Below are 12649 nucleotides of genomic sequence, written 5' to 3' on the forward strand. Positions count from 1 at the left end.
GATCACCGGTCTCGAACTTTTATGCTATTGTTTCAGTGAAAAATCACTACGGGCACGGCTCGTCGGATGGTATTACTCCCTAACGGTGGATCGCACAATTGATGTGATCCGGTCGGTCGGGAACCGGTGGGCAGTTCCAATTAGTTGTAGAAAATCGGCCGGACGGCGTTTCGCCCCGCCGTACGTTCCACGGTAACGGACCGTGGACGAACGCTAGTCCACTCGTCGAAGCCGAAGGCAGAGGGTGCGCCGTAGGGTAGTAAGCCGATCAGACAGGGTGACCCGTTCGTATTCTGAGATTGGCTTCGGACTACAACCCCAGGATCCGCTTCGGATTCTCATAGACGACCTGCTTGATGGTCTTGATGTCGATGCCCATTCGGTAAAGCTCGAAGATCGTCCGCTTGAACGAGAACACGTCGCTCTTGAGTACCCCCGCGCTGTCGGTCTCCACGAGGACGCGGTCGGGGCCGTACTCGTCGATCACGGCGGCGACGTCACGCGGGGTAACGCCGAGAAGCCACGGGTAACTCACGGTGAAGGCGAGGTAGCAGTCCGTGCTCTCCATGACATACGGCGCGACGCTCCGATCGCCGTGCGAGAGCACCAGCTGCTCGTCGGGGAGCCCCGCCTCGTCCTTCAGCTCGACGTCGAGTTCCGTCGCCGCTCGCTTCACATCCTCTCCTTCGAGCACGGGCGCCTGCTGGAGGCTCATGTCCAGCTCGTAGCCGGGGATTGGTCCGCGTTCACGGAAGGGGATGTCCACGTTTTCTAGGTTCGGCGGCGTGTGGACGACAGCAGGGAGGTCGTGGTCAGCCGCGATCTCCATCTGCCGGCGCGTGACCTCCTCCTGGTCCTCCAGGTCCCAGCGCGAGACGTGTTGGGAGGCGGTGATCCCGATCTCGCCTACTGCGGCGATCTCGTCGAGCACGCAGTAGTCGGGCATCAGCTCCAGCAGCTCCTTGTACTCGTCGACGCGTGCGCCGGTGTGGATGCCGATGCCGAGCTTCGCGTCGAAAAGATGGGACTGTCGGATCTGGTCGAGCCGGTTGAGCGCGTCGTCCCAGAGGTAGCGGACATCGTCGGGTGCCACGGGCTTGTACGGCGTCCAGTAGTAGCCCGCTGCCATCATTACCATTCCCTGGCAGCCGCTCAGCGCGAATTTCTCGCGGTCGTTCCACGAGAGCGTGTGCGCGTGGTTGTGGACGTCGATCCACGGGACGTTGGTTAGTTCGGGCGGGAGCACAGACTCGGCGTCCGCGTCAAGGTGATCTGCGTCGATCGGCCGTTTCGTCGGGTAGTGTACGTCCATCGTTTGTCTTTCGAGGGATGTCGTGTAATAATTTCGGCTCGCTCACGGTACCGTCTATCGCGCGGCACGTTGCGCTGTCGGACTCGCTTTTGGATAGTCGTTCGTCTTCTTGCTACTCCCATATCGATCTAGACCAGTTTGTCGAAAGGGCCAGTGTCGGTTAGTTTGATTAAGGACAGAGGGGTACCAGCAGAACTGTCTTTGAGTCGACTTGAGGTGAGGAAACCAGCCTCAAGAATAGCTAATCCAGCACTTTCTAGTTTAGCATCTCTAAGCTGGCGTTCTTTCGCCGGGTGATTAATGCAGTCTCTGGTGGTTGCTCGAAGCGGATGATCACGTCGAGGAGATCCCGTTGGAAACCGCTAATTTCAAACATACGAATAGAACGTAGATTGATCGAACTATTATTATTAATGTATGGCTGTGTGTAGTGAATCCATATTACGCAAAAACAATTTAAATTGGACCGTCATCGGTACAGTTTCGGTCGAAGAAAAATGAAAAATCAAAGACTAGATCACGTCGGTTACAGATGACGCGTCAACTACCCCGCCCTGACCGCCTTCGGCGTTCTGAGGACAGCTTGCGTGGCTTGGGTCGGGAATTGTGGTCCCGGACCGACTTGTGTGCCGGTGCGGTCGGTCGGCAGAGGCACTTTAATTGGACGTGACTTCGGCGACTTCGCGGCCGGCCGAGTCGGCTCGGAGCGGTCGCGTCGTCGGTCTGTCCTTTGGGGCCGGGTGACGGCGGCCGTCCATCCCGAGATACCGTCCCTTTGCCTCCCGCACTATCGGTATCGGAACCCTTTGCAGGGCTGTCTGAAGCCCGGTATGGACTACAGAAGACGACGGGCCAGCAAATACTCACTGTTTCGTCCTGCTTTGCAACGCGATTCCTCCCCCCCTCCTCGCGGCTCATTCGTCGGCGCTCGGTGAGGAAGGGAATTCCTCGCTACCGCCCGTTGAACTGATCATTCATGGTAAGATCATTACTCTGTGGAGTGTTGAGTAAGCACATAGTAGTAGCGACAGGGAAGAGAGGTATATCCGAGAGCGGTGGAGAGATTCATCCGAGTACTTTTGTTCGTCAAGGAGAAACCAGCCAAAGGAGAGTAGTATCATCACCTACTAGTATACCAGATTGTGTTCGATAGAGGTACCAGCTGCAATGATCAGATTCGCATCCTCCTCGCATCGGTTGTCGGGAAAGCCTGGGGCGGCACCTGCGAAAGAGGACGTAATGTACCTCGTCGTCGGGCAGGGACGGGACTCTAATCGCATGAACACCTCCTACTTTTGATAAGTGTAGAATTTTTCTGGTTTTTCTATTACTAAGGTGGCCTGAATCAACCAGCAAGTACGTCAGATACCTCAGAAACAGTATTAACGGGCCCTGTCTAGTCAAGCCAGTTTGAGAAGTGAATAACTCGTTGAGTGAATTGGACTCGAATGCTCGTAGACCTGCTCAGCGAGAGCTCAAGTGCAGATCTTGAAGAATCTGGGGAGAACGAGCGGACGGCGAACTTCTCGATCGTACAATCGTCTACGTACTCGCGTACTCTGGAGTTCGTAGTGGTAAAATTATTAGCAATCCTTGAGACGATCGAGGGACTGGCTCGCGACGGCAAGCCACCGATCTCAAGAATAACCAACTCCTCGTGCTAGGAAGGAATCAATAACTCGAGAGATTTCAACTTCCCTCACAAACACACTGGCCAATCAAACGCTTCGAACGAGCACTCGACCCCCCGTCTGCACACTAGCCTATCTTCTCGCAAGTCACCCACGTCATTATAGGGGTTACCTGTGAACTACTCCGACCTACCGCACTCAGGCCTCCCCGGCCCTCGCTTGTTGAGGTCGGGGCTTCCTGTTTCTGTGTCGAAACTTGCACCCGGCGTGGGCACAGTGGTTCCAGACTCCGCAGGCGACTTCCCGTTACGGGTGGTTCGGAGTGTCCCACTCCTACCAAATGGACACTCGGCCATACCCGACGGTGCGCGCTTATTGCCGCGCTTGAACACCGCCGGGAGCGTGGTGAGCATCGTACTACCTGCTTCGACCGCGCGGGTAGTAAAGATGCCGCAGACAGTGAACGTGAACTATGCGGGCGCTGTCTCCCCTCTCTGCTCGCGGCTTCGCCGCTCGCTGAGGAAGGAGGCGTAGCCCCCTCGATTACAGCTAAGACCAGACCACTACGTTGGGTCGCTGTCTTCGGGCTCTATCACTGGTTCTGCGCTCTTCACTGGGGTGTGTCCGATCTCTAGCACGTCCTCTATAGCGAGGATCCAGATGAAAAGTGCTGCAACCCACGCGAAAACTCCCGCGATGGGGCCAAGGATCCCTGTTTCTAGGATAAACTCAGCACCTGCGAAAAGCACCAGCAAGAAGAGCGCCGCGAACGCTCCTCGTATTGGTATCGCCATCCGATTTTTGAACGGCGGAACTGCCAGTATCGCAATCGGAATGAGAAGGACGAGGAAGTAGGTTCCAAGGGAAATCGGCGACAACAGATCCAGCACTTGGCCCAGCGTCTCGAGTAGGAAGAGTCCGATCAGCCAAATGCCGAACGTCGCCATCGTCGTTCCAATCAGTGTCTCCCCCTTCGAAAGCTCCCAAATTCCACCGATGCTCTCCCCGATACCCGCGATCAAGATCGCAAACATGAGTGCACCGACCGCCTGTGTCGTTACAAGCAATTCAACTCCGAGGACCGCTAACGAATACCCAAACAGCAACAGCGCAAAGATGCTCGGGTGCGTCTCCTGGTCTGACATGGTCTACGCTGTTCTCACGCTTCGAACGTACGGTATTTATAACTTTCGCAATTATCCATGATGTTTGTGAAGAGATTGGAATAGACCGTCCACGATAGCGTGCGTGCAGTACGTCGAGCTCAGCGCGTAAGAGAACGTCTATTTAATTTCTTCAAACGGGTATCTATAGAGTGATTAGATTCACGCGCCGATAACCCTTGATTCGCCATTATTGTCCCCACTACTCGAGATCGTGCCCGTCGAAGAACGCGTCAATCCCCTCGTTCTTATCCGACGAGGCGAACAACTGGACGAATAAGTAGTAGATGTTCTCGGCGGTGTGTCCGACTTTCTTTAGGCGACAATCAAAAATACCGATCTCCGAGTAGGGATTGAGCGGGCACGATCGTCTCACGGCTTCGAACGCACTACGGGGCCGCCGATTTCCGGAGGAAAATATTCGTAGCGGTCCAAGAAAGTACTTCGTCACCGTCTTGATTGTGAGCCACCAAATAATTCTTGACGTACCCGCGATCGTCACGAGTTGTTGATTCACGGACTTCCAAAATCTCGTTGCGTGCGCTAATCACGTCACTCGGCCGAACCGGCGTCTCCCACCGTAGCTCATCCAATCCGAGCGAACCGACGCTCGCTGCGTGATCCAAGAACTCATCGACCAACAACTGCATACAGACACCAGCAGTGTACCAGCCGCTGGCGATGATTCCATCGTATATGGAGTCCTCGGCGGCAGATTCGTCGACGTGAATCGGTTGGGGATCGTACTGGTGTGCGAACGCGACCATCTCGTCCTTCGGAACCCGATAGCTGCCCAGTTCTCGGACGTCGCCCTCTCGGATGTCTTCGAAGTATATCTCCGTCATACGGTGTGGTACGCTTTCTCCACTCACACATAAATCCTCGCTTTTGGGTCACACTGGAGGAGAGCGCTATAAGGTGTCGGCTCTCCCCTAACCTTTGTTTGGCCTGTGCCTGCTCCCACCATAAAAATTAGGATAAACTCATGTACCAATCGGGCGGTTGGTCTCGAACACGTACGTCGCTCCCATTCAGTTTTCGCTCTTATGTAGAACCATTCCGTGTTCGATTCGTCGACTTGTATTGGTCCCGAGATGAATGTTGGAACTGCTCCCAGACGAGGAGAAAGCCGCACGTGACCGTGACCTCCACATCTCGAATCGTGTAATAGACGGTCCTGTACGTCCTTTTGAGTACAACCTAATTTGAGAGATACTGAGCGACGTGTCCGCATAGAGGAGGTACACGAGAAGCACCTCTCCTGCGTCGGGGTGCTCCTCGTGAAAGGGCGTCCCATAGGTGTAGACCGGTTTTAAATCCCAATTTTGGCAGATAACGCGTTCAGACGATTCCCATGTGGATTCCGGGATGGCCGTAGCGTGGATACGTAGAATACTCCCAAAGCTCCTTGAGTGTCGCTCGATGTCAGTATCGAGCGGCTCAGTGTCCAACTCAAAGCATCCAAGATCAACGAGCTGAAGCAGCATCCCGTCAAATGCTGGTTGAGTCCGAGGTACAACATCGAGTGTTCGGCTTGCTCACCGTGACTACACGGTCGTTCCGCAGCTCTACCGGAGACGTATGAGAAGTCACTCCTCGGCAAACGGGGCCCGCATCGCGGGCGTGAACGAAGTCGGGCTACCCTCATCGTCGAAACAACCGTATTCGGTGACGCCCTCAATACAGATCCGATCGTCGCTCTTGAGGAGGTGTTTGATCCGGAGCGTGTCGTCAGTGACGGCGCGGACGTCCGACTCGACGGTGAGACTCGACTCGTATTGGACCGGCGAGACGAACTCCCACTGCCAGTCACGCAGGCGGAACGGCTGGCTGTCTCCGCGCAGTGCGTCGAGGTTCGTCCCCCTCGATTCGAGGAAACGTTCGAGCGCGACGGCTGCAAAGCGCGGATACTCCTCGAAGTACGCCAATTCCGACCCCTCGACGTGTGGTCCTCGAATATCGAACGAATCTGTGAAGGTCGGCCACGATCCTTGAGAATCCGTCTCACGTGGTCCGACCTCGGGGTCCGTATCCCGGAGCGAGTCGCGGAACGCCGCTCGGGTCTGTTTGGGGAGCGGTTGTGCGTCACCTTCGGGGGCGATGGTGACGTGTGTGATCCGCGCCGTCGCGAGGGGGTCGCCGTCAGTGTCCGTCATCTCGTACAGCAACTCAACGCTGCTCTGGCCGACCGAGATTGGCGTCGTCTCGACGGTCACCGTGTCCCGAAACCCGGGGTAGCGGTGGACAGTCGTCGCCGCGACGACGGGCGCGTACGGGATCCCACCCGCGTCAACGATGTCCTCGAACGAGTGGTCAAACGCCTCTGTGACGACCTGGGTCGAGATCAGTTCCCAGTCAAAGAACCGTGCACCGTGGACGAGCGGGCCGACGAGTTCGCCGAACCGAACATCGTGATTGTCGATGGTTTGCACACTCTGTGAGAGCGTGGGAACCGACAATAAATCCCTCGGCTCCGGGGAGCGAGAGCGCTACTCATTTGAGCTCGCCGCTCCGTCCTGTTCGATCAGGGGCGTGACGCGAGAGGGACGGTCGACGTCGGACGGGGCGACCGTTTCGGAGGCCTGTGTCGCTCCCCGAGCGACACCGCTAGAACGGCGAGTGCTCACGGGAGGACGGCGGATAACAGATCGAAATTCACGGACAGGCTATCAAGCGAAAGTAGATGAACGCGAGCGACGGCGGAACAAGGACTGGTCGACACCCCGTCGAGAACATCTCGTTTTCGTCGACGACCGACGGGGCGGGGCTTACTCTGGCGTGAACTTCAGTCCGTACCGGGTGACACCTTCCGCGCTGTAGATGCGACGGAACTGGCCGACGACTCGGTCGCCGACGGACACCGTCTGTGGGTCACAGTCGGTCAACTGAACCGGGAATTGTGCGCTCTCGCCCTTGGTCGTGTTCTCGACGATAGCGACGGCGAACGAGCCGTCGCGCCGCTGGAGTTCGACGAACTCCGGCGGCGCACCACCTTGTCCGATAGTTGTCACGGCGACGATCTCACCGGTTCGTGAGAGTTCGACGTCGGTGAAGGCGACTCGCTCGTGGCAGCGGGGGCAGGCCCCTTCCGGCGGGAACGCGATCGCGCCGCAATCGGGACACTGCCCGGCAACGAGTCGATACCGTTGCGGGACCGTCCGCTGCCATGAGGGGAGACTGACGTGTGCACCGCCGCCGGAGACATCCGTCTGTCCGAGCGTGCCTCGCTCGCGCAGCGCAGTCGTGTACGAAACGTCCCTCCCACCGTCGACCGCCTCGGCGACATCCGTCTTGATCGGCTCCCGAATCTCGAAGGCGAGTGCGGTCGCCGTCGCACCGCTGCCGAAGAAGCCGGCGACGGTCACGGAGTCGGGGGCGCTCGAATCGAGGGCCGCCAGTAGTCCAAGCGCCGTCGTCGCCGTTCCGGCGTCGCCGACATCGTCGATGAGCGTCCCGCGACCGACGGCCTCCCCGTCGTAAGGGAGCGACCGTGCGATTCGATGCGGGATGTCCGGCGTCGGCTGGTAGAGACTCACCCCGGTGACGGCGTCGTGATCCACGTCGAGCGCCTCGACGGACGCGGCGACGAGATCGCGGATCACCTCACGCTCGTAGGTCGTGATGTTCGGTTCGGCGACGGTCTCGCTGCCTCGCTCGCGGAACCGGACTCCCGGCGCGTCCCGAGAGCGCGTCGCCATGTCGACGAGCGTCACGTCCCCGCCGTCGGCAAACAGGAACGCGGCAGCGCCCGCACCAACCCGCTGACCGACCGCTGCCGGATCCCCTTCGGGGGCGTCGGCGACGACGGCGAGCGCGGGGACGTCTGCCGTCGCCGCCGAGCGAAGTGCGTCGGCCCCAACGGCGGTGCTTTGGGTCGACGTCTCGAGTCGGCAGTCGTCTGCGAGCCCCAGCGCCGCGGCGGCCTGCGGCGCGAACTCACCCTCTTCGAGCGGTGGCGTCGTCGTCGCAATCGCGACGTGTCCGATGTCGGTAGTGGCAACGTCACTCTCTGAGAGGGCGTCTCGACCGGCGGCGACGGCCATGGTAAGCGTGTCCTCGTCGGCAGCCGGCACCGCCGCTCGCGACACCTGCGTGGATGTCCCCCACGCTGCCTCAATCTCGTCGCGGGTGAGACGATGGCGAGGGACGTACACGCCCGTCGCGACGATACCTCGGTTCGAACTCATCGCGAACCTCCGTCGACCCGCTCGAAGACGTGGACGGTCACGCCGCCGCCCGAGCCACCGACGTTGTGCGTGAGTCCGATCTTCGAATCGTCGACCTGAACGTGGGCGTCACCACGGAGTTGTGAGAACGTCTCGACGACCTGTCCCGTTCCCGTCGCCCCGATGGGATGACCCTTCGACTTGAGGCCGCCGGACGTGTTGACCGGTAACGCTCCGTCGGGGTCGGTGAGGCCGTCGCGGAGGAGTCGAGGTGCCTCGCCCCGTTCACAGAAGCCGAGGTCCTCGTAAGCGACGAGTTCGGCGATGGCGAAGCAGTCGTGAACTTCAGCGAAGTCGATGTCGTTGGGCGTGACGCCCGCCTCTTCGTATGCTCGCTCGGCCGCCGTCTCTGACGCCGGGATGCTCGTCAGCGAGTCGCGCTGGAACAATCCGACGCGACCGCTAGCCGCCCCAGCTCCCGCGACGCGAACGGGTGCGTCCGAGAGTTCGTGTGCGACCGATTCGTTCGCGACGAGCACGGCGCTCGCTCCGTCCGTCGTCGGGCAGCAGTGATAGAGGTTCAATGGTGCGGCCACGTCCGGCGCGTTCATCGCGTCTTCTAGGGTGCACTCGAAGCCGAGTTGCGCGTGCGGATTCTGCGCCCCGTTGGCGTGGTTCTTCACCGCAACGCGAGAAAGGTCCTCTTTCTCCGCACCGTGCTCCCGCATGTAGGCGCTCGCCATCTGTGCGTAGACACCGGCGAACGTAGTGCCGGAGAGCCGCTCCCATTCCGTCTCGCCGCTCACGCCGAGCCACCACTTGGTGTGGTCGGAGCTCATGTCCGTCATCACCTCGTATCCACCGGCGAGCACAACGTCAGCCATCCCGGACCGAACCGCCATGACCGCCTGCCGGAGCGCGTACCCGGAGGCGGCACACGCGTTCTCAACGCGCGTCGTCGGAATATTGTGAAGGCCGAGATGTTCGGTCACGGCCGGACCGCTCAGTCCCAATTGCCGCCCGCCGACGCCGAGCGTTCCGAGGAACGCTTCGTCGATACGGTCGGTGTCGAAGTCGCCGTCGACACTTTCGAGCGCCTCATCGAACGCGTCGTCGAACAAGGAGCGGTACGTCTCCGAGGGAAACGAACCGAAGTCTGACTGTCCGGCACCGATTACGTACGCATCGGTCATACACTGTCGAAGAGGACAGACAACTAAAAAGTGCGGGCTCCGGCTGGATTTATACCTCCGGCCCAGAAAGAGAGACTATATGGTCCGAGTTGAGACAGACAACCGTGTTCGAACGCTCGCGTTTGATCGACCCGAATCGAAGAACGCGTTCTCTCCGATGGCGGCGGGCGAACTCATCGATGCGCTTGAGGCGGCGGCGGACGACGACGCCCGCGCAGTAGTACTCACGGGAGACGGCGACGCGTTCAGCGCCGGGGGAGATATCCAGTCGATGGCCGACCGAGACGAGACACCGTACGAATCGTACAGACGCGTACAGGCGACGCTCAACACGGTCATCGAGACGATTCTGACGTCTCCGTTCCCCATCATCGCGAAGGTGAACGGCGACGCCGTCGGTGCAGGGACGAACATCGTCGCCGCGTGCGACTTCGTCTACGCGGATACAGAGGCTCGGTTCGGAGAGGTGTTCGCTAACGTCGGTCTGATTCCCGACTCGGGTGGGACCGTGATTCTGCCGGCGCTCGTCGGATTCCGAACGGCAAAGGAACTGACGATGACGGGACGCCTCTTCGACGCCGAGGAGGCGTCGGAGATGGACCTCGTCAACCGTGCTCTCCCCGCCGAAGAGCTTGACGATGCCGTCGACGACCTGTTGGAGACGCTCGGGAAGAAACCGACGGAGACACTTGCGCTGACGAAGCGAGGACTCCACGAGAACATCGGTCGACCGCTCCGGGACGCACTCGACAGAGAAGCACACCTCCAGGTACTCGCGTACGGGAGCGAGGCGCACGAGATCGGCGTGAACGCGTTTCTGAACGGCGAACGACCCGAGTTCCGGTAAATTACCGATGAATCAACCTTTTTGACGCTTCGGAGAGGTGCTGTGAGTATGCGGTATGATGGGCCGACTCAGTTATACATCGATGGCGAATGGACTCCCGCTGTAGACGGCGGCACGATAGAGACACTCGATCCGGCCACAGAGGAGACGTACGCGACGGTCGCGTGTGCCACCGCGAAGGACGTGAGTCGCGCAGTCGCGGCCGCCGACGCGGCAGTAGAACGCGGTTCCGAGTGGCGAACGATGGGCCCGAGCGATCGGGGTGGCCTCCTGCACGCGATGGCCGATGAAATCGAGGGGATGGCCGACGAAATCACGCTCGTCGAATCCCACGACAACGGGAAGACGCCGTTCGAGGCCGGCCTCGACGTCGACATGGCCGTCGACACGTTCCGCTACTACGCCGGGTGGACGGACAAACTGACCGGCGAGACGATTCCGGTTCCGGGAGACCGACTGGATTACACACTCCGAGAGCCGGTAGGCGTGACCGCGCACATCGCGCCGTGGAACTACCCCTTCCAACTTGCTGGCCGGAGTCTCGCACCAGCGCTTGCGTGCGGCAACACAGCCGTCCTGAAACCTTCGAACACGACGCCGTTGTCGGCGCTCTACTACGCGAAGGCCGCCGAAGCCGCTGACCTCCCGGACGGCGTCCTCAACGTCATCCCCGGAACTGGCTCCGAGGTGGGGAGCACACTCGTCAACGAATCGGCCGTTGACCACGTCGCGTTCACCGGGAGCACGGGTGTTGGGAAGCACATTATGTCCGAGGCGGCGGACAACGTGACCGGCGTCACGCTCGAACTCGGCGGGAAGGGTCCGAACGTCGTCTTCCCGGACGCTGACCTCGAAGCCGCATCGAAGGGTGTCCATTACGGCATCTTCATGAACTGCGGGCAGATGTGCTGGGCGGGGTCGCGTCTTCTCGTCCACAAGGACATCCACGACGAGGTGGTTGACCGCGTCGTCGCACGGGCGGAGGCGACTCCGCTTGGGAGCGGCATCGACGACGACGGACGAATGGGGCCCGCGGTGAGTGAGTCGCACCGCGACGACGTCCTTGAGTACATCCAACTCGGTGTCGACGAAGGTGCCACGGTGGTGGCCGGTGGCGGTGTTCCCGAGGACACCGATCAGGGCTACTTCATCGAACCGACGGTCTTCACGGACGTGACGAACGATATGCAGATCGCTCGCGAGGAAATATTTGGGCCGGTACTCTCGGTCATCGAGTTCTCGAACTTCGAGGAGGCGCTCGAAATCGCGAACGACTCTCCGTTCGGACTCAGCGCCGGCGTCTGGACAACCGACATCGACAAGGCGCACGCGGCTGCCTCGCGACTCGACTATGGGATGATAAGCGTCAACGAGTACCCCCAGACGTTCCCGCAGACGCCGTTCGGCGGGTACAAAGAGAGCGGTCTCGGGCGCGAACAAGGAATGGAAGCGATCAGAGAGTACACGCAGGCGAAGAACGTCAACATCAACGTCGGATTGGATACGCAGTAGCGAACAGTAGCTGTCGGCGAAACTGCGACAAAGCAATTCCGACACGAACCGGTTCGTTCCCACACAGGGACCACCCTCCGGAGCCGACAGTTCTCTGTCAATTACCGGAAGACGTACCGACGGCGTCTACCGAGGGAAGCTGTGTTCTCACCCGACGTATACGAGAGCCGAAAGTGGCTGGTGGGAGCCGAACGAAGTGCGGACGTTTCGCTGGAATTTCCCACGAATGCGATACCCCGCGAACGACTGGAGCGCACCCCGGTGATATAGAGGTGATGCGGTCGCGGTCCGTAAACAGCGCTGTATACGACTGGAGACCCAAGCAGCCGTTATGTCGATCGGTCGTCGTGACGCCGCGGAGGAAACGCGGTCAATGGAGTCAGCGGAAGAAGCGGAGTCCGAACGGCAAAGAAAGGCGACATAGAGTGGGACAGATGGTGACAGTTCGTGTGAGCGCTGCATCGAGGCAGGCGATCAGACGAGGGAGTGCTCAGGTCCTCGTGCTGACCGCTGCGTATGTTTCGATGACTGAAGACGCTTACACATGAGGCCGCTCGTTGACGGCCGACTCATCATTCGAACCACGACCAATTACCGATTATCGTTCGTGTGAATGTTGCTGATTTTCGCTGTCGTCCCGTCGAACCGGGCACGTGGCCGCCGATACAAATCGACGTCCGATGCCACGAGACACGAGTAGTACGAGCAACGCGACGGCGTCACTCGCGTGTAAATGCGGACCGAGATTCGGTTAGGATCAGACACCGGGCGTCTCCTTCGCCTTGCTGTTTCGCCTGAGCTCAACGACGTACGCCGCGGCTCGCC

Annotated in this window: 8 protein-coding genes and 1 pseudogene; 2 read left to right on the top strand and 7 right to left on the bottom strand. The window is 59.8% G+C overall.

The genetic code is table 11. From position 1 onward, the window contains the following. Nucleotides 1–310 precede the first annotated feature (310 nt). The 7 genes and pseudogenes from C3L37_RS19110 to C3L37_RS19145 form a co-directional block, all read right to left on the bottom strand. A complete protein-coding gene (locus C3L37_RS19110; protein ID WP_129116159.1) occupies nucleotides 311–1312 on the bottom strand; it encodes a TatD family hydrolase in 1002 nt (333 codons plus the stop codon). Nucleotides 1313–3506: 2194 nt separating this feature from the next. After that, nucleotides 3507–4088: a GPR1/FUN34/YaaH family transporter gene (locus C3L37_RS19120; RefSeq protein ID WP_129116160.1), complete on the bottom strand. Its 582-nt coding sequence runs from the start codon at nucleotides 4086–4088 to the stop codon at nucleotides 3507–3509. Between the two features lie 407 nt (nucleotides 4089–4495). Then, a complete protein-coding gene (locus tag C3L37_RS19125) occupies nucleotides 4496–4951 on the bottom strand; it encodes a MaoC family dehydratase (RefSeq protein WP_129116161.1) in 456 nt (151 codons plus the stop codon). 215 nt (nucleotides 4952–5166) lie between these two features. Further along, nucleotides 5167–5593, bottom strand: a pseudogene (locus tag C3L37_RS19130) (IS1595 family transposase); the annotation flags it as partial. Between the two features lie 102 nt (nucleotides 5594–5695). Continuing rightward, entirely contained in the window at nucleotides 5696–6538 is an 843-nt protein-coding gene (locus C3L37_RS19135; RefSeq protein WP_129116162.1) for an acyl-CoA thioesterase, read from the bottom strand. A gap of 336 nt (nucleotides 6539–6874) precedes the next feature. Then, nucleotides 6875–8293, bottom strand: a complete 1419-nt coding sequence (locus tag C3L37_RS19140; protein ID WP_129116163.1) for a zinc ribbon domain-containing protein — start codon at nucleotides 8291–8293, stop codon at nucleotides 6875–6877. Further along, entirely contained in the window at nucleotides 8290–9465 is a 1176-nt protein-coding gene (locus C3L37_RS19145) for a thiolase domain-containing protein (RefSeq protein WP_129116164.1), read from the bottom strand. The genes C3L37_RS19140 and C3L37_RS19145 overlap by 4 nt, the downstream gene beginning before the upstream one ends. A 79-nt stretch (nucleotides 9466–9544) precedes the next feature. Between C3L37_RS19145 and C3L37_RS19150 the strand changes: the two genes are divergently transcribed. Then, nucleotides 9545–10312 carry an enoyl-CoA hydratase/isomerase family protein gene (locus C3L37_RS19150; RefSeq protein WP_129116165.1) on the top strand — a complete coding sequence of 256 codons (768 nt, stop codon included), beginning with the start codon at nucleotides 9545–9547 and terminating at the stop codon, nucleotides 10310–10312. Nucleotides 10313–10360: 48 nt separating this feature from the next. After that, nucleotides 10361–11824 carry an aldehyde dehydrogenase family protein gene (locus C3L37_RS19155; RefSeq protein WP_129116166.1) on the top strand — a complete coding sequence of 488 codons (1464 nt, stop codon included), beginning with the start codon at nucleotides 10361–10363 and terminating at the stop codon, nucleotides 11822–11824. Nucleotides 11825–12649: the final 825 nt, after the last annotated feature.

Origin of the sequence: Halegenticoccus tardaugens, assembly GCF_004116405.1 — an archaeon.
In the GTDB taxonomy this organism is placed as follows: Archaea; Halobacteriota; Halobacteria; order Halobacteriales; family Haloferacaceae; genus Halegenticoccus; species Halegenticoccus tardaugens.